General features: G+C 72.9%; 25 protein-coding genes. 15 read left to right on the plus strand and 10 right to left on the minus strand.

Going from position 1 to position 22,311, the window contains the following annotated elements; all coding sequences use genetic code 11:
* Positions 1-13: 13 nt before the first annotated feature.
* A complete protein-coding gene (locus ABT354_RS29435) occupies positions 14-838 on the minus strand; it encodes a PhzF family phenazine biosynthesis protein (protein ID WP_351499295.1) in 825 nt (274 codons plus the stop codon).
* A gap of 156 nt (positions 839-994) precedes the next feature.
* The gene (locus tag ABT354_RS29440; RefSeq protein ID WP_351499297.1) at positions 995-1,423 is read right to left on the minus strand and encodes a VOC family protein; all 429 of its coding nucleotides are present in this window, start codon (positions 1,421-1,423) and stop codon (positions 995-997) included.
* 102 nt (positions 1,424-1,525) lie between these two features.
* On the opposite strand from ABT354_RS29440, the gene ABT354_RS29445 reads away from it, so the two are divergent.
* Positions 1,526-2,368, plus strand: coding sequence for a phosphotransferase (locus tag ABT354_RS29445; protein ID WP_351499299.1), 843 nt, complete (start codon positions 1,526-1,528; stop codon positions 2,366-2,368).
* A 39-nt stretch (positions 2,369-2,407) separates the two neighbouring features.
* Here the strand turns inward: ABT354_RS29445 and ABT354_RS29450 are convergent, their stop codons facing one another.
* Positions 2,408-3,373 (minus strand): helix-turn-helix transcriptional regulator, encoded by a 966-nt coding sequence (locus ABT354_RS29450; protein ID WP_351499301.1) that lies wholly within the window; start codon positions 3,371-3,373, stop codon positions 2,408-2,410.
* 96 nt (positions 3,374-3,469) lie between these two features.
* Here ABT354_RS29450 and ABT354_RS29455 point away from each other — a divergent pair, with 96 nt between their 5' ends.
* Together ABT354_RS29455 and ABT354_RS29460 are read left to right on the plus strand one after the other, a co-directional pair.
* Positions 3,470-3,835 carry a VOC family protein gene (locus tag ABT354_RS29455; RefSeq protein ID WP_351499303.1) on the plus strand — a complete coding sequence of 122 codons (366 nt, stop codon included), beginning with the start codon at positions 3,470-3,472 and terminating at the stop codon, positions 3,833-3,835.
* Positions 3,836-4,099: 264 nt separating this feature from the next.
* Positions 4,100-4,735, plus strand: coding sequence for a PadR family transcriptional regulator (locus tag ABT354_RS29460; RefSeq protein WP_351499305.1), 636 nt, complete (start codon positions 4,100-4,102; stop codon positions 4,733-4,735).
* Between the two features lie 163 nt (positions 4,736-4,898).
* Here ABT354_RS29460 and ABT354_RS29465 read toward each other — a convergent pair whose 3' ends face one another.
* Positions 4,899-5,336 carry a type II toxin-antitoxin system Rv0910 family toxin gene (locus tag ABT354_RS29465; RefSeq protein ID WP_351499307.1) on the minus strand — a complete coding sequence of 146 codons (438 nt, stop codon included), beginning with the start codon at positions 5,334-5,336 and terminating at the stop codon, positions 4,899-4,901.
* Between the two features lie 304 nt (positions 5,337-5,640).
* On the opposite strand from ABT354_RS29465, the gene ABT354_RS29470 reads away from it, so the two are divergent.
* The 3 genes from ABT354_RS29470 (at position 5,641) to ABT354_RS29480 (ending at position 8,743) form a co-directional block, all read left to right on the plus strand.
* Positions 5,641-6,327 carry a Clp protease N-terminal domain-containing protein gene (locus ABT354_RS29470; protein ID WP_502983523.1) on the plus strand — a complete coding sequence of 229 codons (687 nt, stop codon included), beginning with the start codon at positions 5,641-5,643 and terminating at the stop codon, positions 6,325-6,327.
* Positions 6,328-6,472: 145 nt separating this feature from the next.
* Positions 6,473-7,549, plus strand: coding sequence for an EamA family transporter (locus ABT354_RS29475; RefSeq protein ID WP_351499309.1), 1,077 nt, complete (start codon positions 6,473-6,475; stop codon positions 7,547-7,549).
* A gap of 219 nt (positions 7,550-7,768) precedes the next feature.
* Positions 7,769-8,743, plus strand: a complete 975-nt coding sequence (locus tag ABT354_RS29480; RefSeq protein ID WP_351499312.1) for a DMT family transporter — start codon at positions 7,769-7,771, stop codon at positions 8,741-8,743.
* Positions 8,744-8,821: 78 nt separating this feature from the next.
* Here the strand turns inward: ABT354_RS29480 and ABT354_RS29485 are convergent, their stop codons facing one another.
* Positions 8,822-9,520: a pyridoxamine 5'-phosphate oxidase family protein gene (locus ABT354_RS29485; protein WP_351499314.1), complete on the minus strand. Its 699-nt coding sequence runs from the start codon at positions 9,518-9,520 to the stop codon at positions 8,822-8,824.
* Between the two features lie 23 nt (positions 9,521-9,543).
* Here ABT354_RS29485 and ABT354_RS29490 point away from each other — a divergent pair, with 23 nt between their 5' ends.
* Positions 9,544-10,875, plus strand: a complete 1,332-nt coding sequence (locus ABT354_RS29490; RefSeq protein ID WP_351499316.1) for an aminotransferase class I/II-fold pyridoxal phosphate-dependent enzyme — start codon at positions 9,544-9,546, stop codon at positions 10,873-10,875.
* Here the strand turns inward: ABT354_RS29490 and ABT354_RS29495 are convergent.
* Entirely contained in the window at positions 10,866-11,969 is a 1,104-nt protein-coding gene (locus ABT354_RS29495) for a DMT family transporter (RefSeq protein WP_351499318.1), read from the minus strand. The two genes, ABT354_RS29490 and ABT354_RS29495, sit on opposite strands and share 10 nt — an antisense overlap.
* Positions 11,970-12,044: 75 nt before the next feature.
* Between ABT354_RS29495 and ABT354_RS29500 the strand changes: the two genes are divergently transcribed.
* A complete protein-coding gene (locus ABT354_RS29500) occupies positions 12,045-12,983 on the plus strand; it encodes a LysR family transcriptional regulator (RefSeq protein WP_351499320.1) in 939 nt (312 codons plus the stop codon).
* A gap of 106 nt (positions 12,984-13,089) precedes the next feature.
* On the opposite strand, the gene ABT354_RS29505 is transcribed toward ABT354_RS29500, so the two are convergent.
* Positions 13,090-13,557 carry a pyridoxamine 5'-phosphate oxidase family protein gene (locus ABT354_RS29505; protein ID WP_351499322.1) on the minus strand — a complete coding sequence of 156 codons (468 nt, stop codon included), beginning with the start codon at positions 13,555-13,557 and terminating at the stop codon, positions 13,090-13,092.
* Positions 13,558-13,794: 237 nt separating this feature from the next.
* On the minus strand, positions 13,795-14,331 hold the full coding sequence (locus ABT354_RS29510; protein WP_351499324.1) for a Rieske (2Fe-2S) protein: 537 nt from the start codon (positions 14,329-14,331) through the stop codon (positions 13,795-13,797).
* Between the two features lie 242 nt (positions 14,332-14,573).
* Here ABT354_RS29510 and ABT354_RS29515 point away from each other — a divergent pair, with 242 nt between their 5' ends.
* From ABT354_RS29515 to ABT354_RS29545, 7 genes are all read left to right on the plus strand, one after another.
* Positions 14,574-15,410 (plus strand): HipA family kinase, encoded by an 837-nt coding sequence (locus ABT354_RS29515; protein ID WP_351499326.1) that lies wholly within the window; start codon positions 14,574-14,576, stop codon positions 15,408-15,410.
* Positions 15,407-15,790 (plus strand): DUF3037 domain-containing protein, encoded by a 384-nt coding sequence (locus ABT354_RS29520; protein ID WP_351499328.1) that lies wholly within the window; start codon positions 15,407-15,409, stop codon positions 15,788-15,790. Before ABT354_RS29515 ends, ABT354_RS29520 begins: the two co-directional genes overlap by 4 nt.
* A 273-nt stretch (positions 15,791-16,063) precedes the next feature.
* Entirely contained in the window at positions 16,064-16,825 is a 762-nt protein-coding gene (gene fabG / locus ABT354_RS29525) for a 3-oxoacyl-ACP reductase FabG (protein WP_351499331.1), read from the plus strand.
* Positions 16,826-16,942: 117 nt separating this feature from the next.
* Positions 16,943-17,716, plus strand: coding sequence for an SDR family oxidoreductase (locus ABT354_RS29530; RefSeq protein ID WP_351499333.1), 774 nt, complete (start codon positions 16,943-16,945; stop codon positions 17,714-17,716).
* A 148-nt stretch (positions 17,717-17,864) separates the two neighbouring features.
* Positions 17,865-19,445 (plus strand): ABC transporter substrate-binding protein, encoded by a 1,581-nt coding sequence (locus ABT354_RS29535; RefSeq protein WP_351499335.1) that lies wholly within the window; start codon positions 17,865-17,867, stop codon positions 19,443-19,445.
* 115 nt (positions 19,446-19,560) lie between these two features.
* Positions 19,561-20,256, plus strand: a complete 696-nt coding sequence (ung, locus tag ABT354_RS29540; RefSeq protein ID WP_351499337.1) for a uracil-DNA glycosylase — start codon at positions 19,561-19,563, stop codon at positions 20,254-20,256.
* A 156-nt stretch (positions 20,257-20,412) separates the two neighbouring features.
* On the plus strand, positions 20,413-20,901 hold the full coding sequence (locus ABT354_RS29545; protein ID WP_351499340.1) for a hypothetical protein: 489 nt from the start codon (positions 20,413-20,415) through the stop codon (positions 20,899-20,901).
* Between the two features lie 65 nt (positions 20,902-20,966).
* Here the strand turns inward: ABT354_RS29545 and ABT354_RS29550 are convergent, their stop codons facing one another.
* The gene (locus tag ABT354_RS29550) at positions 20,967-21,476 is read right to left on the minus strand and encodes a hypothetical protein (RefSeq protein ID WP_351499342.1); all 510 of its coding nucleotides are present in this window, start codon (positions 21,474-21,476) and stop codon (positions 20,967-20,969) included.
* Between the two features lie 91 nt (positions 21,477-21,567).
* The gene (locus tag ABT354_RS29555) at positions 21,568-22,299 is read right to left on the minus strand and encodes a TetR/AcrR family transcriptional regulator (protein WP_351499345.1); all 732 of its coding nucleotides are present in this window, start codon (positions 22,297-22,299) and stop codon (positions 21,568-21,570) included.
* Between the last annotated feature and the right edge of the window lie 12 nt (positions 22,300-22,311).

Consider the following 22,311-nt stretch of genomic DNA (forward strand, 5'->3'; position numbering starts at 1 on the left):
GGCCGGCGGTCGCTCAGGGCCGGGTCAGCAGCTCGCCGTCGATCACGGTGACCGCCCGCCCGGTCAGCAGGGTGCGGTCGCCGCGCAGCTCGGTGCGGACCAGCCCGGAGCGGGCCGACGCCTGGAGCCCGGTCAGTCCGGTCCGGCCGAGCCGGGCGGACCAGAAGGGCGCCAGGGCGGTGTGCGCGCTGCCCGTTACCGGATCCTCGTCGATGCCGACCCGGGGGAAGAAACCCCGGGAGACGAAGTCGTACGGGAGGCCGGGCCGTTCGGCCGCCGCGGTGACGACGATCCCGCGCTCCGCGTGCCGGACCAGCTCCCGGGGGTCGGGCGTGAGCCCCCGTACCGTCCGCTCGTCCGCCACCTCCACCAGCAGGTCGCCGATGTTCGGGCCGGTGTCGTGGACCGAGAGCACGGCGGTGCCGAGCGCCTGGGCCAGCCCCGGGGGCTCCGCCGTCGGGGTCAGCGGTGAGGTGGGGAAGTCCAGGGTGATCGAGCCGTCGTCCTGGGCGGTCGTCACCAGCACCCCGGAGCGCCCGGTGAAACGGACGGTGCCGCCCGCGATCCCGGTGGTGGCCAGGACATGCGCGGTCGCCAGCGTCGCGTGCCCGCAGAGATCGACCTCGGTGGCCGGGGTGAACCAGCGCAGGGCCCAGTCGGCCTCCGCACCGGGCGGCAGTGGATGGGCGAAGGCCGTCTCGGAGAGATTGATCTCCGCGGCCACGCTCTGGAGCCAGTCGTCCCCGGGGAAGGCCTCGGCATCGGGGAGCAGCAGGACGGCGGCGGGGTTGCCGGTGAACGGGGTGTCGGCGAAGGCGTCGACGAATCGGATGCGCATGGATCCGACGTTAGTGAGCCGCCGGCCTCCCGGACCAAGGCCACCGCGGAGGAACTGGCATGGAAACGGCCCCGGTACGGTGACATGTCGTACGGGGCCGTCGTATGAGGGCGCGCCGTTCGGGGACATGCCGTACGGGGGCATGCTCATGGCGCCTCAGTCGATACAGAACTCGTTGCCCTCGATGTCCAGCATCGGGATGCAGGAATCGGTGCCGTCGTACAGCGTCCGTACATGGACCGCGCCCAGCGGGACCAGTCGTGCGCGTTCGGTCTCAAGCGCGGCGAGGCGCTCTTCCCCCACCAGTCCGGTGCCGACCCGCACATCGAGATGCACCCTGTTCTTGGCGGCCTTCCCCTCGGGGACGCGCTGGAAGTACAGCCGGGGGCCCACACCCGAGGGATCGACACAGGCGAACCAGGAGTCCCGCTCCTCGGGTGGCTGCGCGCCCGTGTAGTCGTCCCAGGTGGCGAACCCCTTGGGCGGCGGCGGTACGACGTATCCCAGCACCTCGCACCAGAAACGGGCGAGGCGCTCGGGTTCCGCGCAGTCGAAGGTGACCTGGAACTGCTTGATCGTTGCCATCGGATCACCCTACTGGCGTGCGCCGGGCTCCGGCCCGGGCGGAGGTGTGCCGAGCCGTGGAAATGCGGCGCCGTCCTCGTTCGTCCATGCCAGGATTCAAGGGTGGAGGCGACCGAAATCACGCGCGCGATCACGGCTGCGACGTCGGTCGCCGCGTCATGCGGCCTGCCGGTCGACGACGCGATCGTTCTCCACAACTCGAACAAGGTGGCGCTGCGGCTGACGCCGTGCGATGTCCTGGCCCGGGTGGCCCCGGTGGGGCGCGAGGTCGCGCGGTTCGAGGTCGAGCTGGCCCAGCGGTTCGCCCGGGCCGGATGCCCGACGGGCCTCCTGGAGCCTCGGGTGGACCCACTTGTGTACACGCACGACGGCTTCGCGGTGACGCTGTGGACCTACTACGAGCCCGTGACACCTCGGATCCCGCCGGTCGACTGTGCCAGGGCGCTGGAGCGGCTGCACGCCGGTATGCGCGAGATCGATGTGGCGAGCCCGCGGTTCACGGATCGCGTCGCGGAGGCGGAGGGCATCGTCGCCGACCCGCGTCGCTCGCCGGAACTCGCCGACACGGACCGTGCGTTCCTCAGCGGCACGCTGGCGGGTCTGCGACGGGCGATCGAGGAGCGCGGCGCCGTGGAGCAGCTGCTCCACGGCGAACCGCATCCGGGCAATGTGCTCGGCACGGCGAACGGCCCGTTGTTCATCGACTTCGAGACCTGCTGCCGCGGGCCCGTCGAGTTCGATCTCGCCCATGTCACCGAGGCGGTCGGCGAGCACTATCCGAATGTCGACCAAGGGCTGCTGGACGACTGCCGGCAGCTCGTCCTCGCGATGGTCGCGGCTGGACTCGGCGATGGTGCTTGCGTCAGTCCTATCGGTTGTCCCGTGGCCGGCCTGAGCAGCCGCGACGAAGTCAGGCCGTGCTTTGAACGTGGCTGGATGTACTGACCGGGCACGTTGATTGAGAACAGGGGACCTGATCGGCAATCACGATGCGGGGGTTGAGTGCTTGTCAGCCAGGTCCCTGGCGAGCTGACTGATGCGTGCGCGGGCCGTCTCAGGGGCGAGTACCTCGATGTGGTCGCCGAACTGAAGAAGCTGACGCACCGACTCGATGTCGGGGTAGCGCACGACGACGACGCACGAGCCTTTCTCCGCGTCGGAGACATGGTGGATGCGGGTGCCGAGGATGCGCCGCGCCAGGTCGAGACCCCTTTCCGGCAGGCGGATGGTTACGCTCACGCGATCTTGCTCCTCAGTGCGTTTCTTCAGCACGGCCCATCTGGTGCGGAGGGTTTCGCCTGGTTGGAGCACGGCTGGTGCGTCTAGCTGTTCGAAGGCCGACAGTCGTTCCAGAGCGAGCAGCCGGCTGTCGCCCTGGTCGTCGGCGACGAGATACCAGCGACCTGATTTCGCCACGATCCCGTACGGGTCGACCACCCGTGTCGAGGCCTGGCTCTCGGCGCTGCGCCGGTACAGGATTCGAAGGCGTCGCCGGTGTCGCAGGGTCGAGGCCAGATCCGATACTTCGACCGCTGCCTCGGGGGCGGCAAACCACGCGGTGCTGTCGACAAGCACAAGGTCAGCCAGCCGCAGCGGGCTCGGCGCCCCAGGTGCTGCGGCCTGGCAGGCGGCGATCTTGCGCTCGGCCGACTCCCACACCGCAGTCAGGCCCATTCGCTCACGTAGTGCGCTGTCCAAGCCGGCCACGGACAGGGCCTCCAGTTCTGGTGGTTCCAGATGGGATGCGCTGAGCCGTGCACTGGGGAGCAGGACGATCCCGCCGTTCCGCCCACGTTCGGCATAGACGGGCACGCCCGCTGTCGATAGCGCCTCGACGTCCCGCAGCACAGTCCGCCGGGACACCTCAAGACGCGCGGCGAGCTCCGTGGTGGTGAGCCGCTGACGGGTCTGCAGGAGCAGCAGGAGGTGCAGGAGTCTTGAAGCCTTCATGCTTGCCCATGTTCTCAGAAAAGGTGACAGGTTCCGTCGCGATTGGGTGATCCACTGGGTGCTGGACCGAGAAATCGACGAGTTGGGGAGCACTCCATGCCCGCACCGAACCTGTTCCTGATCGGCGTCCGCGACGCCGAGGCCGCCACCGCCTTCTACAGCGACCTGTTCGAGATCGAACCGACTTTCACCAGTCCCCACTACGTAGCCTTCGAAGCTGCCCCCGGTGTCCTGTTCGCACTGTGGACGGGCTACAGCGAGCACGCGGTCCCGAGCCTCCCTCGTACGACAGAGATCGGACTCATGGTGCCGGGGTCATCGCAGGCGATTGACGAGATCTTCACGAGGTGGACCTCGAAGGGGGTCCACGTTGTGCAGGAGCCGCATGATGCGGTCTTCGGCCGCACGTTCGTGATTACGGACCCTGACGGCAACCTCATCCGAGTCTCCCCGGTCGACTGACCTGCACTATCCCTCCCCGTATATCTCCAAGCCGAAGGGCCGGCCACACACCATGGCCGGCCTTTCGGCCTGTCTGGGAGCTCAGAAATGTCGCATTCGAACGCGGCCCTCACCCCGCCCGCCACCGGCTGAAAGTCGCTCGACTCGTCATCAACGATCGCTGTCACAGGTCACTCGGGGTGCGGAGCCTTGTCGGGCGAGCTATTCCGATATATCGTTGAGGTATCGCGACAGATCAAGATCAAAGATGGAAGGAGTGTCGTGATGAATGACAGGGACTTCACGGGGGAGCCGGGTCGTGGACACTGCGGACCCGGCCATCGCGGTCGGGGCGGTGCCGAGGGGCGACGGGGGGCGTTCGGGCAGTTCGGTCCGCCCTTCGGTGGTGGCCCCTTCGGCGGGGGGCCGTTCGGTGGCGGGCGCGGCCGGGGTGGCGGTCGGGGGCGGGCGCGGCGCGGTGATGTGCGCGCCTCGATCCTGGCGCTGCTCAAGGACCGGCCGATGCACGGCTACGAGATGATCCAGGAGATCGGCGAGCGCAGCGGCGGCGCCTGGAAGCCCAGCCCCGGCTCGGTCTATCCGACCCTCCAGATGCTGGAGGACGAGGGGCTGATCGTCAGCGCCAGCGAGGGCGGCAAGAAGCTGTTCACGCTGACCGAAACGGGCCGTGAGGAGGCCGGTACCGGTCCCGAGGCCCCCTGGGAGGAGGCCGGGCGCGGTGTCGACTGGGACACGGTGAACGAGATCCGCCAGGCGGGCTGGGGGCTGATGGAGGCGTTCGGGCAGGTCTGGAAGACGGGCAGCCCCGAGCAGCGCACCAAGGCCGTCGAGGTGATCAATGACGCCCGCAAGCGGCTCTATCTGATCCTCGCCGACGAGGACCGGACCGACCGGGACTGAGCGGACGGGCGGACCAGGGGCTGAGCGGATCGAGGGCTGAGTGGACTTGGACTGAGTGGGCCTGGACTGAGTGGGTCTGGGCCGAGTGGACCGGTGCCGGTACGGGCCGGGTGTGGCGGGGGCCGGCCGGGGATCCCGGCAGGCCCCCGCACACGTCAGCTCTTCAGCTCTTCAGCTCGGGCAGTGCGGCCAGGCGCTCCAGGGACTCCTGGAGCGCCCGCGTCGCCGACTCCCTCAGCTTCGCGGCCATGAGCGAGACGGCCGCCCCGGCGAAGGTGGACTCGATCCGCAGCAGGGTGGTGTCGCCGTCCGGGGTGAGCAGATAGCGGTTGCCGACGGTGACCCCCATCGGGCCCTGGCCCGAGATCCCGAACAGCCGGAACGGCTCCAGCTCCTCGACCATCCAGGTCACCTCGGCGGGAAAGTCCATCAGGCGCATGTTCTCCCGGTAGCGGGTGCCCCGCGCCAGGTCGGCCGGCCCGCCGTCGGGGAAGCCGGTGTGGGTGGTGTTCCAGCGGGTGTGGCCGCCGAAGTCCGTGAGCTGGGTCCAGACCTTCTCCGCAGGGGCCGCGATACGGGCCTCCGCGCTCACATCGGCCATACGACCACCCTTCGCTGTCGGGTCACGGTGCCCGGGAAGGTAGCCGCCGCCGGGGGAGAACTCAACTGACGGACTGTCGGACGCCGGGCGGCGCGCCCCTTCCCGGAGCGGGCGCGCACCCGCGTCCGGGGCGTGCGTACCCGGCCGGGGCGTACAGGTTCGCCCGGGGTGCGCGCCGTGTGCCGGAGGGCGTACCTCCTCCTCCAGGATGACGCGACGCGGCCGGGTGCCCACCCTGCGTGTGATGCGCGGATAGCACTCTATGGGGAGGTAAAAGGCTGTTCTGTCTGGTGAGGTGGAGCTTGTGCAGATTCCCCCGCCGAGGCCGCAGACCCCGTCCGCCGTGCCCCGCGCCGGGTTCACCGCCCGTACCGGGTCCGCCGCCCGTTCCGAGGTCTGTTCCGAGGTCCCTTCCGAGGCGCGCTCGGCAGCCCGATCCGATCTCCGTCCGGCCGTCCGCCCCGAGGCCCGCCGCCCCGCCGGTCCGGCCGTGGAGGTGGGCCGTGCGCTGGGGCCGGTGGTGGCCGCCGCCCGCCGGCGGGCCCATCGTGTGGGCGACCGGCACATCGACACGGCTCATCTGCTGCACGCGCTGGCCGAGGCCGACGCCGGGGTGCGTGACGCCCTCGGGCCCGCTCCTCAGGTGGCGCGGGTCCTCGCCTATCTCGTCCAGCGCACCATCGGCTACGGGCTGCGCTGGCAGGGCTCGGTGGAGGACTCGGGCGCCCTGCCCCTCCTGGGGCATGGCCCACCGGGCCCGGCGGCGGGGTGCACCGGTCCGCGTGCGGTCTTCCCGGGGTACTCGCCCGCCGCCGCCGTCGCGCTGGAGCGGGCCCTGGCACGGGCCGCCGCCCGGGGCGCCGGGGGCGTCCCCACCGGGGTCGATCTGCTCATCGCGCTCGCCGCCGACGATGGCTGCCGCGCGGTGGAGGTGCTGCGCCGGGCGGGGGTGGACACCCGGCGGCTGGCCGCCGGGGCCGATCTCCGCTGACACGGCGCCCGCCGCTCCGGGGCCCGCCTTCGCCCGTACAGTGCCCACCGCTCCGGTACGGGGTGCCCCCCGGGGCCCGTGAACGGCGGAAAGGCCAGCACCGTGAGGGGTTACGGTCCTGACTCGCACCTGTCATGATGTGCCGGTGCAAGGGGCAAGAGGAAGAAGCACGGGCCTGGGCATAGCCCTGGTCTCGGCGGTCGCGTTCGGTGGTTCCGGAGTGGCGGCCAAGCCGCTGATCGAGGCGGGCACGGACCCGCTCCATATGGTGTGGCTACGGGTCACCGGAGCCGCGCTGCTGATGCTCCCGCTCGCCTGGCGCCACCGGGACCTCCTCCGCCGGCGCCCCGCCCTGCTCTGCGGCTTCGGGGTGCTCGCCGTCGCGGGTGTGCAGGCGTTCTACTTCGCCTCCATCTCCCGTATCCCCGTCGGGGTCGCCCTGTTGGTCGAGTACCTCGGCCCGGCACTGGTCCTCGGCTGGATCCGCTTCGTCCAGCGCCGCCCCGTCACCCGCGCGGCGGCCGTCGGTGTGATGCTCGCGGTCACCGGTCTCGCCTGTGTGGTGGAGATCTGGGCCGGGCTGAGCTTCGACGCGCTGGGGCTGCTCCTCGCCCTCGGCGCCGCCTGCTGCCAGGCGTGCTACTTCATCCTCTCCGACCATGGCTCCGACGGGGCGGAACCCGTCGACCCGCTGGGGGTCATCGCCTTCGGTCTGCTGATCGGCACCCTGGTCCTCACCGTGATCGCCCGCCCCTGGAACCTGGACTTCTCACTCCTCGCCCAGGACGTACCGGTCGGCGGGGCGGGGATCCAGCTCCCCGCCGCGCTGCTGCTCGCCTGGGTGGTGCTGATCGCCACCGTGCTCGCGTACATCACCGGGGTCATCTCGGTCCGCAGTCTGTCGCCGCAGGTCGCGGGGGTGGTCGCCTGTCTGGAGGCGGTGATCGCGACCGTCCTGGCCTGGGTGCTGCTGCGGGAACACCTCTCGCTGCCGCAACTGCTGGGCGGCGGACTGGTGCTGCTGGGCGCCTTCATCGCCCAGTCACAGGCCCCGAAGGCCCCCTCACCCGACCCGGTGGCCTCGTCCGTACCGCCGGTCGCCTCGTCCGTACCTCCGGTGGCGTCGTCCGTACCTGCGGTCGCCCCGCCCGTACCGCCGGTGAACGCGGCCGACGACCGGGCCGCCGAGGGGGAGTTGTCCGCCGGACCGGCCGGACCGTAGAGTCCCGACCATGCATTCGACCGTACTGCCGCCTCCCGCCGCCTAGCGCGGGCGGCCCTCCGCTGACAAGAACCGGGCTCGGGGTGTCCCCGAGCGGTTCGTCGCTGCCCGCGTGCCGGAGCCGAGCGACCACCCTTCCCGTTCTTCTCACGGAGACCCCACGTGTCGAACTCCCCCTTGCCGGGCGCCCCTGTGCCCGCTGCTTCCCCCGTTCCCCCTGTGCCCGCTGTTCCGGGTGCTCCCGCCGCGTCCGTACCGGCCGGGGACCCTGCCCCCATCGGCCGCAGCCTGCTCTTCCTGGCCGTCGCCGGGATCGCCTGGGGCACGGCGGGCGCCGCCGCCTCGCTGGTCTTCCGGGCCAGTGACCTCGGGGCCCTCGCCCTCTCCTTCTGGCGCTGCGCCGGGGGACTGCTGCTGCTTCTCGCGGCACTCGCGGTACGGGCCCGGCGCGCCCCCCGGCCGGCCCCGGCGGTCCCCGAGTCCCGGCGCCGCCGTACCGTCCGGATCCTCGGTACCGGCATCGGGCTGACCGTCTTCCAGAGCGCGTACTTCGCCGCAGTGGAGGCGACCGGTCTCGCCGTGGGCACCGTCGTCACCCTGGGCGCCGGGCCGGTGCTGATCGCCGTCGGCGCCCGGCTGACGATGGGTGAACGGCTGGGCACCGGCGGACTGCTCGCGGTCGGCGGGGCCCTCGGCGGGCTGGCCGTCCTGGTCCTGGGCGGCGAGGGCGGTACGGTACGGCCCGCCGGGGTCGCACTGGCGCTGCTCTCCGCCTCCGGGTACGCGGCGATCACCCTGCTCGCCCGGTGGCCGGTGCGCGGGGGTGGATCCGACCCGGTCGCCACCACCGCCTGGGCCTTCGGACTCGGCGCGGTGGGGCTGCTGCCCCTGGCGCTGGCGGAGGGGCTGTTCCCGCAGACCGGTGACGCCGTACAGGTCTTCTGGCTGCTGGCCTATGTGGCGGCGGTGCCCACCGCGCTGGCCTATGTCCTCTACTTCTCCGGGGCGGCCCATGTCCGCGCCGCCACCGTCTCGGTGGTCATGCTGCTGGAGCCGGTGAGCGCGGCGGTGTTCGCGGTGGCCTTCCTGGGGGAGCGGCTGACCGTCGCGACCGTGGCGGGGACCGCGCTGCTGCTGGCGGCGGTCACCGGGCTCGCCTGGGCGGAGACGGCGGGCCGGCGCACCTCGGGATGAGTGTCCGGCCGGCGGGCCCGGGGTGGGTGTCCGGCCGGTGCGCCCCGGGATGAGGACCCGGCCGCTCCGCCCCCCGGCTCACCGGTCCCGCAGATACTCCGGCAGCGGAATCGAGGGGTCCATGGCGTCGTCCGGGATCGGTGTGCCGTAGGAGCGCACCACCGGGACCACCCCCGCCCAGTAGGGCAGGTCCATGTCCTCCGGCTCGTCGACCGGCGGGCCGGTGCGGACCTTGGCCGAGACCTCGGCGAGGTCGAGGCCGAGCACCGCCGTCGCCGCCAGCTCACGGGGGTTGGCCGGCCGGGAGTCCCGGGAGCGGCCGGGTATCACCGCGTCGACCAAGGCGTCCAGGGCGATCCGCCGCTCCTCGGGGTCGGTGACCGGGTGGGCGGTGCCATGGATCACGACGGAGCGGTAGTTCATGGAGTGATGGAAGGCGGAGCGCGCGAGGACCAGCCCGTCGAGATGGGTGACGGTCAGACAGACCGCGAGGCCGGGCTCCTCACCGCCCTCCGTCGCCGCCCCGCCAGGCGTCCCGTTCGCCATCCGCAGCGGCCGGGAGCCGGTCGAGCCGTGGACGTACACCCGCTCGCCGACCCGGGCGTACAGGGTCGGCAGCACCACCGGCGCGCCGTCCCGTACAAAACCCAGATGGCAGAGATAGGCCTCGTCCAGGAGGGCGTGCACCCGCTCGCGGTCGTAGACGGCACGGTCCTTGGAGCGGGTGGGCACGGTGCGGTCGGTGGGTTCGTAGGTGTCCCGCATTGCAGACTCCATTGCACTAGTGCATAATCCTCTTTGTGCTAGGAGAGTATCGGATCAGTGGGCGGCGCGCATCGGAGATCGCGGCCGAGGTCGAGCGGGCGGTCGGCAGCGGTGAGCTGGCGCCGGGTCAGGCGCTGCCGCCGATGCGGGAGCTGGCGGCCACCCTGGGGGTCAACCCCAACACCGTGGCCGCCGCCTATCGGACCCTGCGCGAGCGCGGAGTGATCGAGACCGCCGGCCGCCGGGGCAGCCGGGTGCGGCAGCGGCCCGCCAGCACCTCGCGCGGCTCGATCGGGGTCGAGGCGCCGCCCGGTGGGCGGGATGTGAGCGCGGGCAACCCCGATCCGGCGCTGCTGCCCCCGCTCGGGGCGGTCCTCGCCGCCGTGGGGCGCCGCTACGACGAGCGCCCCGGGCTCTACGGCGAGGAGCCGGTGGACGCGGAGTTCGCCCGGCTGGCCCGCGCCGCGTTCGACGCCGACGGGGTGCCCGCCGGGCCGGTCGCCGTCGCCTCCGGCTCGCTCGACGCCATCGAGCGGGTCCTCACCGCCCATCTGCGCCCGGGGGACGCCGTCGCCGTCGAGGACCCCGGCTGGGGGAGTCTGCTGGATCTCGTTCCCGCGCTCGGACTCACCGCCGTACCGGTCCCCGTGGACGACGACGGGCCGCTCGCCGCCGGGGTGGAGCGGGCCCTGGCCGCCGGGGCGCGGGCGCTGATCGTCACCGACCGGGCGCAGAACCCCACCGGGGCGGTGGTGGGCGCCGCCCGCGCCGCCGAGCTGCGGACGGTGCTCGCCCGCTTCCCGCAGACGCTCCTGGTCGAGGACGACCATGGGCACGGCATCGTCGACCAGCCGCTCGTCCCCCTCGCCGGGACCACCCGGCACTGGGCCCTCGTCCGTTCCACCGCCAAGGCGTACGGGCCGGATCTGCGGGTCGCCGTGGTCACCGGGGACCCGCTCACCGTCGACCGTTTCGCCGGGCGGCAGCGGCTCGGCCCCGGCTGGGTCAGCCGGGTGCTCCAGCGCACGGTCGCCGGGCTCTGGGCCTCGGGCGCGGTCGACCCCGCCACGGTGGCCCGGTCCTACGGGGAGCGGCGCGACGCCCTGGTGGGTGCGCTGGCCCGCCGGGGTGTCGAGGCCCATGGCCGCAGCGGGATGAATGTCTGGGTGCCGGTGCCGGACGAGACCGGCGCGGTGGCCCGGCTGCTGGGCGCGGGGTGGGCGGTCGCCCCGGGTGCTCGGTTCCGGATCGCCGCCGCGACCGGGGTGCGGATCACCGTCTCGGATCTCTCCCTGGCGGACATCGCCGAGGTGGCCGACGCGGTCGCGGCGGCGCTCACCCCGGCGTCCCCCCGTAACTACGCCTGACGGGAGCCGTTCGCGGAGCAGGGCACCCCGGCCGCCGCCTCCGGTGCCGCGCGGGGCGCGGGAGGTGCCTCGCGCACGGTTCTCGTCCGCCCCCCGGAGCCGGAGCCGGAGCCGGAGCCGGAGCCCCGCCTCCCGGAGCCGGTGCCCCGGCTCTGCGTCAGGGCCGCGCCCACCAGGACGATCGCCGCCCCCACCGGGGTGTTCCAGCTCAGCTCCTCACCCAGGATCGCGACCCCGGCGGCGGTGGCGACGACCGGGATGACATAGGTGACCGTCTGCGCGGTCGTCGGGCCGACCTCCGCCACCAGGCCGTACTGGAGCAGCAGCGCGAAACCGGTCCCCAGGGCGCCGAGCGCCACCACCGCCAGCAGCGGCACCGGCGGGAAGGCGGTCGGCATCTCGGTGAAGAGCGCGGAGACCACCGCCAACTGCACGGTGGCGAGAAAGAGCTGGCTGCCGGTCAGGGCGAGATGGGACTCCGCGCGCCCGGCCAGGGTCCGGCGGACGTAGATCCAGCCGATCGGGTAGAAGAGGGAGGCCAGCAGGGCGAGCGCCGTGCCCCGGGCGTCCACGCCGGAGAAGCCCTGCCAGGCGCCGAGTACGGTCAGCACCCCGAGGAAGCCGATACCGAGCCCGGCGACCCGGCGCCGGTCGGGGCGGTCCTCGGAGAGTGCCACCAGCGAGAGAAGCATCCCCCACAGGGGCGAGGTGGCGTTGCAGATGCCCGCCAGGGTGGACGGAATGGTCAGCTCCGCGTAGGCGAAGAGGGAGAACGGTGCCGCGTTGAGCAGGAAGGCGGCCACGGTGAGATGGAGCCAGACCCGTCCCCGGCCGGGCGGCCGGTCCCGGCGTACCGCCATGGCCACGGCGAGGACCGCCGTACCGAAGAAGAGCCGTCCGAGGGTGACCTGGAAGGGGGCGAACCCCTCGGTGCCGACCTTGATCAGCAGAAAGCTGAACCCCCAGACGACCGAGAGGAACGCGAAGCGCAGACGCCAGTCCGTACGGAAGTGGTGGCCCGGGCGGGCGGTCAGGGCCGGGGAGGCGGCCGACGGACGGGTGGTACGAACGTCTGTGCGAGCGAAACGGGTCATGGATCCCAGCCTCGCGCCCCGTAACCACTTAGCACAAGTGAGAGTTTTTTCAATTATTCACTTAGCATTGCTTACATGTTGAACCTGGAACGCCTGCGGACCCTGGACGCGCTCGCCCGCCATGGCTCGGTCAGCGGCGCCGCCGAGGGGCTCCATGTCACCACCTCCGCCGTCTCCCAGCAGATGGCCAAGCTGGAACGGGAGGTCGGTCAGCGACTGCTGGCGCGCCACGGTCGCGGGGTCCGGCTCACCGACGCCGGACGGCTGCTCGCCGACCACGCGGCCCGGATCCTCTCCCAGGTCGAGTTGGCCCAGGCCGATATCGAGGCACAGCGCGGCCAGGTGGTGGGCGAGGTCCGGATCGGCGGCTTCCCGACCGCCGCGCGCGGGCTCTTCCCCGCCACCCTCGCCGCGCTCCGTGCCGACCATCCCGATCTGCGGGTCCGCACCCGGGAGCTGGAGCCGGAGCAGGGGGTACGGGGAGTGGTGCGGGGCGATCTCGATGTGGCGGTGGTCCTCGACTGGAGCAACCGGCGGCTGCCGGTGCCCGGCGGTCTCGCCCAGGTGCATCTGTTCGACGACGCCGCCGATGTCGCCATGCCCGCGAACCACCGGCACGCGGGCCGCGCCGATGTGGAGCTGGCCGAGTTCGCCGACGACGAGTGGATCTCCTGGCCGGAGGGCGAGTTCTGCCATGACTGGCTGATGTTCACGCTGCGCTCCCAGGGCATCGAGCCCCGGATCAGCCATCTGGCGGCCGAGCACCACACCCAGCTGGCGCTGGTCGAGGCCGGGCTCGGGGTCTGTGTGGCGCCCCGGCTGGGGCGGGGGCCGGTGCCGGGGACCGTCGCGGTCGTTCCCGTACGGTGCGGGATGCGGCGCCATGTGTACGCGGTCTGGCGCGCGGACGCGGCACGGCGGCCGTCGCTCCGGGCGGCGGTCACGGCGCTGCGGAAGGCGGCGGAGCGGGACGCGCCGGGCCGGGCCGCCCTGTCCGGGGCCGACGGGTCGTGAGCCGACGGGTCGTGGGGCGGCAGGTCATGAGGCGGATCGTGCGGCATCGGTTCGGGAGGCGGATGGTGCGGCGGCGGGTCGAGAGCGTGCGGCGGTGGGACCCCGCTCAGCCCCGGGGAAGCTTCCGGAAGTCCCAGGAGACCACCGCCTCCGGGACCAGCCGCAGCCAGGCGTGCCGCCCGTCGTGCGGCATGGCCTCCAGCCCGAAGTACTTCCCCGCGAAGAGCCGCTCCGGATCCGCCAGCTCCGGACAGGGCAGGCCGGTGCGCGGGGCCTCGCCGACGGACACCGCCGTCCCCGACAGCTCCGCGCCGCGCAGCTCCCCGTACTCCGTACCGCTGTCCACCAGCACCGTGAGCCGGGCGTCCCGCCGCAGCTGGGCCCAGCGGCGGCTGCGGACCAGCGAGTAGAGCCAGAGCGCGCCCCCGTCCCAGACGAACCAGAGCGCGCCCAGATGCGGACGCCCGTCGGCGGCGACGGTCGCCACCCGGCAGGTGCGCTCCTCGGCCAGAAAGGCGTCCAGCTCCCCGGGGGTCATCATGATCCGGCGGCCCCGGCGCTGTACGGCGGCCATGGCGTTCCCCTCCCCTGAGCGTGGAACGGATGGAGCGATAGGGCTGACGTGTCGTCAGAAATCATGCGGGGTGGGCGCCGGACGGGCAAGGGGGGCGCCGCCCGTGCCCCGAGGGCCTCGTCGTCCGGCGGCCGCACGGTCTCTCCCGCTGGGAGGAGCCCTGCCGGGAGGTGCCCTGCGGGAGGGCCCTGCCGGGAGGGGCCCCGGGGGACGGCCGACCCCTCCCGTCCGGGCGGGTCAGCCCAGCCTGATCGCCCCCGCCTCGACCGTGATCGCCTGCTCCGGCAGCGGCGCGGTGGCCGGGCCGCTCTTCACGCTGCCGTCGGTGGCGTCGAAGTTGCTGTTGTGGCAGGGACAGTTGATGAGGTTGTTCTCGACCGACTTCACCGCGCACCCCTGGTGGGTGCACTTCGCCGAGAACGCCTTGAAGGTGCCGGCCGACGGCTGGGTGATCACCAGACCGTCCACGATCGTGCCGCCGCCCTCGGGGATGTCGGCGACCTTGGCCAGCTCCTTGCCGCCGGAGCCCCCCGTACCGCCGGTGTCGCCGCTGTCCCCCGTACCGCCGGTGCCGCCGCTGTCCCCCGTACCGCCGGTCGTACCGCCGTCCGTGCCGCCGCCGGTCTCCGCGGAGGTGTCGCCGGTGCCGCTCTTCTTGGTGTCCGCGTCATCCGATCCGCAGGCCACCAGTGCGGTGGCGAGCCCGGCGGCCCCCACCGCGCTGACAATGGTCCGGCGTGCGACCCTCCGGGAGGTCCCCTGCGATCCGGTCATGTACTCGCTCCTCTGTTCACGGTCCCGTGCGGCCCAAGGCGCGGCCGATGGTTCGTGGTGTTCTACGGGGGTGGTACCGGAAACGTTCAACTCCTCAAAAATTCAAGGATTTTCTCAGAGAATCGACCTCGAACCGGAGCGGGCCGCTCATCCGCTCCTCCGTTCCTCCCGGGAGACCCGGTGCCCCGCAGGCCCTCCCGGGGGTGCCCGGGCCGCCCCCGGCTCCGTCGTAGGCTGGGACGATGCTCACCCATGTCACCGCGACCCGCTATGTCACGCCCTTGCGTGAGGGCGGCTCGCTCCCCGGGATCGTCGAGGCCGACGACCTCGGCACCTATGTCATGAAGTTCACCGGCGCCGGACAGGGCCGCAAGACCCTGGTCGCCGAGGTCATCTGCGGCGAGCTGGGCCGCCGCCTCGGGCTGCGGGTGCCGGAGCTGGCCGAGATCCACCTCGACCCGGTGATCGGCCTCGGCGAGCCGGACCAGGAGGTGCAGGAGCTGCTGAAGGCCAGCGGCGGGCTCAACCTCGCCATGGACTTCCTGCCCGGCGCCCTCGGCTTCGACCCGCTCGCCTATGAGGTGGACCCCGCCGAGGCCGGACGGGTGATCTGGTTCGACGCGCTGATCAACAATGTCGACCGCTCCTGGCGGAACCCGAACATGCTGGTCTGGCATGGCGACCTCTGGCTCATCGACCATGGCGCCACCATGATCTGGCACCACAACTGGCCCTCGGCGGCGGCCTCGGCGGCCAAGCCGTACAACGCGTCCGACCACGCCCTCGCCCGCTTCCGGCCCGATGTCCCGGCGGCGGCGGCCGAGCTGGCCCCGCAGGTCACCGAGGAGCTGCTGACCGAGGTGGCCGCCCAGGTGCCCGATGTCTGGCTCACCGACGAGCCGGGCTTCGACACCCCCGACGCGCTGCGCCGGGCCTATGTGGAGGCACTGCTGCCGAGGGCGGCCTCCGTCCACACCCGGATCGTGCTGGACGCGCCCACTCCCGACCGGCCCTCGCAGGCCCCCGGCTGGCTCACCGGCCGCCCGGACAGCACCACCCCGAAGGGAGAGGGCGCATGAGCGAGCGCCAGGTCTTCGAGTACGCGCTGCTGCGCGTCGTCCCCCGTGTCGAGCGGGGCGAGTGCTTCAACGCGGGAGTCGTGGTCTACAGCCGCGGCCACTCCTTCGTGGGGGCCCGGACCCATCTGGACGAGGCCAAGCTCAGGGCGCTGGACCCGGACGCCGATATCACCGGGGTACGGGCCGCGCTGCACGCGGTCGAGTCCGTCTGCCGGGGCGGCGAGGCGGCCGGACAGGCGGCGGCGGACGAGGCCGGGCGGCGCTTCCGGTGGCTGGTCGCGCCGCGCTCCACGGTGGTGCAGCCCGGTCCGGTGCACACCGGGCTGACGGCCGATCCGGAGGCCGAAGTGGAACGGCTGCTGGGGCTGCTGGTCCGCTGAGTCCCCGGCCCCGGCCGTCCTGCGGTACGGGCGGGAGCGCCCGCCCCGGGGCCGGTGCGGGGCTCCCGGGAGGCGTCTTCGGTCCGCCGGGGTGATGCGGCCCACCCGGGGGGCCGTTGACACCGGGTGCGGCGGCTTCTAGCGTCTCGTCTGCCGAAGGTACTAAGCGGTCGCTCACTTGTCCGCGTGCCGGCGCGCCGCCCGGAAGGACAGGGGCGGCGCGCCACCACGGTCCGGGCGGGGAGCCGCACTCAAGGGCGAGGAGAGCACACCATGTCCACCACCGAACAGCGTGTCGCCGTCGTGACCGGCGGGGCCCGGGGAATCGGCGCCGCGACCGCCGTACGGCTGGCCGCCGACGGCCGGGCCGTGGCCGTCCTCGACCTGGAGGAGGCGGCCTGCAAGGACACCGTCGAGAAGATCACCGCTGCGGGCGGCACCGCCCTCGCGGTCGGCTGCGACGTGTCCGACAGCGCCCAGGTGGAGGCCGCCGTCACCCGGATCGCCGCCGAACTCGGCCCGCCCGTCGTCCTGGTCAACAACGCCGGTGTGCTCCGGGACAACCTGCTCTTCAAGATGAGCGAGTCCGACTGGGACACCGTGGTGAACGTGCACCTCAAGGGTGCCTTCCTGATGGCGCGGGCCTGTCAGAGGCATATGGTCGACGCCGGGTTCGGGCGGATCGTCTCGCTCTCCTCCTCCTCGGCGCTGGGCAATCGCGGGCAGGCCAACTACGCCGCCGTCAAGGCCGGGCTCCAGGGGTTCACCAAGACCCTCGCCAAGGAGCTGGGCAAGTTCGGCATCACCGCCAACGCCGTCGCCCCCGGGTTCATCGTCACCGATATGACGGCGCGGACCGCCGAGCGGGTCGGCATGGGCTTCGAGGAGTTCCAGGCCGCCGCCGCCACCCAGATCCCGGTGCAGCGGGTCGGCCGCCCGGAGGACGTGGCCGGGGCCATCGCCTACTTCACCGGTGACGACGCCGGCTTTGTCTCGGGCCAGGTGCTGTACGTGGCCGGCGGGCCGCTCAACTGACAACCGCCCCCCGACAGCGGCGGGGACACCGGAAACGGAACGGGAAGCGTAACGGCGCCGGGGCCGTGGAGCGGTCGCGGCGCGGCACGGGACGGCACAGAGGGAGGAACGCGAGAGATGGCCGCTGAGGCAGCCGCCGGGGTACCCGACAGCGGACGCGTCGCGCTGGTCACGGGAGCCAGCCGGGGCATCGGATACGGGGTCGCCCGGGCGCTGGTCGCCCGGGGCGACCGGGTGTGCATCACCGGCCGGGGCGAGGAGGCCCTGGCGGAGGCCGTCGCCCGGCTCGGGCCCGACCGGGTGATCGCCGTACCCGGCAAGGCCCATGACGAGGCCCACCAGGCCGACGCCGTGGAGCGCACCATGGCCGCCTTCGGCCGGGTCGACTACCTGGTGAACAACGCCGGGACCAACCCGGTCTTCGGCCCCATGGCCGAACTCGACCTCCAGGTGGTGCGGAAGGTCTTCGAGACCAATGTGATCTCGGCGCTGGGCTTCGCCCAGCAGACCTATCGGGCCTGGCAGCGTGAGCACGGCGGGGCGATCGTCAATATCGCCTCGGTGGCGGGGCTCGCCCCCTCGCCCTTCATCGGCGCCTATGGGATGAGCAAGGCGGCCATGGTCAATCTGACCCTCCAGCTGGCGCACGAGTTCGCGCCGGACGTACGGGTCAACGCCATCGCGCCCGCCGTGGTGAAGACGCAGTTCGCACAGGCGCTGTGGGAGGGCAAGGAGGAGGAGGCCGCCGCCGGATATCCGCTCGGCCGGCTCGGGGTGCCCGAGGACATCGGCGGTGCCGCCGCCTTCCTCACCTCCGACCAGGCGGACTGGATCACCGGCCAGACCCTGGTGGTCGACGGAGGGCTCTTCCTCAAGGCCGGGGTGCACTGACGGGTCGTGCCGCGGCCGTCCGGCGACCCTCTCCCGGCGCGGGGAGAGGGCCCCGGACGGCGGCGGCACCGGCGCGGGGACACCCCGTGGGGCCGTGCGGGCGCTGCGGTAGGGTCGGCCAACTCACGGCCGAACGAGGAGCGTGCACGTGTTCCATCGGATCTGTCTGCGGACCTTAGCCACCCTGGCGTCCCTCTCCGTTCTGGCGGGGTGCGGGCTGCTCGACGACGACGCGTCGGACGACAAGGAACCGATCGTCGTCGGCACCACGAGCGAGCCCACCACGTTGGACCCCGCGGGCGCCTGGGACGGCTCCTGGGAGCTGTACCGCAATGTCTTCCAGACCCTGCTCAGCTTCCCCACGGGCTCCACGACCCCCCAGCCGGACGCGGCCCGCCTCTGCCGTTTCCGCGACTCCGGCAACCGTGTCTATGTGTGCGAGCTGAAGGAGGGGCTGACCTTCTCCGACGGCAGCCCGCTCGACGCCGCCGCGGTCAAGCACTCGCTGGACCGCATCGTGACCATCGACGAGCCCGGCGGGCCCCGGGGGCTGCTGCACTCCCTCGACCGGATCGAGGTGACGGGCGAGCTGACCGTACGGTTCCGGCTGAAGGCCCCCGACGCCACCTTCCCGCTGATCCTGGCGACCCCGGCGATGGCCCTCGTACCGCCCGGAAAGTATCCCGCCGACCGGCTCCGCGGGGACGGCCGGCTGACCGGCTCCGGACCGTACACACTGAAGACCTATGTCCGGCGCGACCGCGCCGAACTGGTGCGGAACGACAGCTACCAGGGATTCGCCGAGCGCCGGAACCAAGCCGTCACCATCCGCTACTTCCGGGACTCCGAGGACATGATGAAGGCGCTCCGGGGGAAGCGGCTGGACGCCACCTTCCGGGGGATGGTCTCGCGGGACGTGGTCGAGATGCAGGCACAGGGGGCGCGCGGCGACCGGCCCCGGCTGGTGGAGTCGGTCGGGGTCGACATCCGCTATCTGGTCTTCAACGCGAAGGACGCCACCGCGGGCAGACCCGCCGTGCGGCGGGCCGTCGCCCAACTGGTCGACCGGGGCGCCCTGGTCTCCCGGGTCTACCAGGGCACCGCCGAGCCGCTGTACTCGATGATCCCCAAGGGGATCACCGGACACACCACCGAGTTCTTCGACCGGTACGGGGAGCCGAGCGCCGCGAAGGCGCGCCGGATCCTGCGCGACGCCGGGATCGACACCCCGGTGAAGCTGGCGTTCTGGTACAGCACGGACCGCTACGGTTCGGGGACCCGGGCGGAGTTCGCCGAGCTGAAGCGGCAGCTGGAGGCGGACGGGCTGTTCCGGATCGAGATACGGGGACTGCCGGAGACCCGGCTCCAGCGCGGCTACAAGGCGGGTGAGTACCCGGTCTTCGGCCGGGGCTGGTTCCCCGACTTCCCGGACCCGGACAACTTTGTCTCGCCCTTCGTCGGCCGGAAGAACGTCCTGGCCACCCCCTATGAGAGCCGTGAGATCACCGAGCGGCTGCTGCCCGCGTCGCGGCGCGAGGGGGACCGTTCCGCGGTGGTGCGGGACTTCGAGCGGGCGCAGCAGATCATCGCCAAGGACGTACGGCTGCTGCCGCTGTGGCAGAGCAAGCTCTATGTCGCCGTGAGCGAGCGGACCGGTGGCGGCGAGCGGGCGATCGACCCCCAGACGATCATGCAGATGTGGGAGCTGTACCGCAGGGCGAGCTGGTAGGAGCCGTGGGCGGAGGCCGGCCCGGGAGGGTCGGGGTCCCGGCGGTGCGGGCGTTGTCAGTGGTGACCGGTAGGTTCTGTGATCGGCAACCGAACGCGTTCCGGAGGTTCTTGACGTGACCGACACCGACATGCTGCCCGAGTCCTGGCGCGGCGTCCTCGGCGATGAGCTGGCGCAGCCCTATTTCAAGGAGCTGACCGAGTTCGTGGAGGAGGAGCGGGCGAAGGGGCCGGTCTATCCGCCGCGTGAGGAGGTCTTCGCCGCCCTGGACGCCACCCCGTACGACCGGGTCAAGGTGCTGATCCTGGGCCAGGACCCCTATCACGGCGAGGGCCAGGGTCACGGGCTGTGCTTCTCGGTGCGCCCCGGGGTGAAGGTCCCGCCGTCGCTGCGGAACATCTACAAGGAGATGCACGCGGAGCTGGGCCTCCCCGTCCCGGACAACGGCTATCTGCTCCCCTGGGCCCACCAGGGCGTCCTGCTGCTCAACGCGGTGCTGACCGTCCGCGCGGGTGAGGCCAACTCCCACAAGGCCAAGGGCTGGGAGAAGGTCACCGACGCGGTGATCCGCGCGGTGGCCGACCGCCCCGACCCCGCCGTCTTCGTCCTGTGGGGGAACTACGCGCAGAAGAAGCTGCCGCTGATCGACGAGACCCGTCATGTGGTGGTCAAGGGGGCGCACCCGTCCCCGCTGTCGGCCAAGAAGTTCTTCGGCTCCCACCCCTTCACCCAGATCAACGAGGCGGTCGCCGCGCAGGGCCACGATCCCATCGACTGGCGTATCCCGGACCTCGGGCCGTCGGCGTCCTGAGCCGCCCGGCACACCCTGGCCCGTCCCGGTCCCGGCGCCTCCCGGCGGCCGGGGCCGGGCGGGTGCGCGCCGGTGCGGCCGGGGCCGGTGGCGGTTAGCGTCGTCCCACAGGGATCGAGCGGCGCCGCCGCCCGGCGCAGGGATGTGGGAGGCCGGATGAGGGAGCGGCGGGAGGCGTCGGACGACGCCGTGATGACCCGGATCGGGCAGGCCGCGATGTTGCTGCACGGGGGCGACCGGGAGGAGGCGCGGAACCGCTTCGCCGCCCTCTGGTCGGAGATCGGGGCGTCCGGGGACGACTTGCGCCGCTGCACGCTCGCCCACTATCTGGCCGACGCCCAGGACGACCCGGGCGACGAGCTGGCCTGGGATCTGCGGGCGCTGGCGGCGGCGGACCGGCTCGGCGACGAGGGGTCCGGCGGGCGGACGGGCGGGGGCTCGGTCCGTCAGGCGGTCAGGGCCTTCTATCCCTCGCTCCATCTCAATCTCGCCGCCGACTATCTGAAGCTCCAGCGGCCCGAGGCCGCGCGGCTCCATCTCGACCGGGCCCGGGAGGCGATGGCGACGCTGGGGGAGCTGGGGTGCGCCCCGGGGCTGCGTACGGTCGCGGAGCGGCTGGAGCGGGCGCTGGGCACCGGCGGCTGACGGACCGGGCCGGCGCCCGGGTTCGCCGGGCCGAGGCTGACGGGCCGGGCCCGGTCCGGGCCGGGTCAGCGGCCCAGGATCCGTTCGTACATCCCCTGGCAGAAGCGGGACTGGGTGCTGCCCTCGCGCCAGCCGCCGAGGCCCTCGCTCAGCCCGCAGACATCCGGCGGCACACCGACCGCCGGGGCCGGCGGGGTGCGGCGCGGGCGCGGAACCGGACGGGGGGCGGGCCGGGGTCCCCGCCCGGCGGTCGGCACGGCGGCCGGGGGCGCGGCGGGCCGTGCCCGTGCGGCGGGCGGCCCGGCCTCCGGCCCCGGGGGCGGCGGGGGCGGTACGGGCGCCTCGCGCGCGCCCTGCGGCCCGGTCGAGTCGGGCGGCGAGGAGACGGCCCCCTCCTCCGGGGCCGCGCGCAGCGCCTCCCACCCGGGGCCCTGCACCACCCGGGCGCCGGCGGTCGGCTCCGGCCGGCCGTCCCCGGGCGGCGGCCCGGCGGCCCGCCCCACGGTCACACAGCCGGTGGCGGTGAGTCCGGCCAGGGCCCAGGCGGCCAGGGAGAACACGGTCCTCGCAGTCATCGTCGTACGGTCCACACGCGCCACTCTGGCGGTTGTGCGCCCCCCGGGGCGGCCGGTTGGGCGCACAAGGGCCCGCACGGGTGACATCCGGTCAGCCAGGTGCGCCGAGCATCCCCCGCAGCAGCTCCGTCAGACCGGTGCGCAGCTCGGCGGGGGAGGGCGGCTCGGCGTGGTAGCTCCCGGCCGCGCAGGTGAACATGATCCCCTCCGCCCAGGCGATCAGGGAGAGGGCGTGCCGCTCCGGGTCGGTCGAACCCGCCGTCCTCAGCAGCCCGGTCAGGGCGGTACGGAACCTGGCTCCCGTGGCGTCGTAGTAGGCGCGCAGCTCGGGGCGCCGGGTCGCCTCCAGGGCGAGTTCATGGCGGGCGATGAGCAGGGTCCGGTCGCCGTCGATGCAGCGATGCAGCCCGAGGGCGAAGGCGTCGAGCAGCGCCTCGGGAACACCGGCGGGCGCGCCGTCCCGCCGCCCCGCTCCGTCCGCCGTGCCCGGTGTATCCGGTGCGTGCGGTGGTGCCGTTACGGGGGTGGGTGCCGGTACGGGGATGCTCTCCAGGCCCAGCAGCGCCCCCTCGCGCTCCGCGAGGCGCCGGACCGCCGCCTCCAGGAGGGCCTGCCGGGTGCGGCAGTGGTTGGAGGCGGAGCCCTGTGGGAGGCCCGCCGCCTCGTCCACCGCGCGGTGGGTGAGACCGCGCATCCCCCGTTCGGCCAGCAGTTCCAGGGCGGTGTCGGCGATCAGGTCGGCCCGGGTCCTGGTGGGGGAGCCCGGTCCGGCGGTCGGGGTGGGGGTACCCGGTCCGCCGGGAGCGGAGGCACGTGCGGTCATCCGGCCAATCTA

This window comes from Streptomyces sp. NPDC000594 (genome assembly GCF_040299965.1).
Taxonomy (GTDB): domain Bacteria; phylum Actinomycetota; class Actinomycetes; order Streptomycetales; family Streptomycetaceae; genus Streptomyces.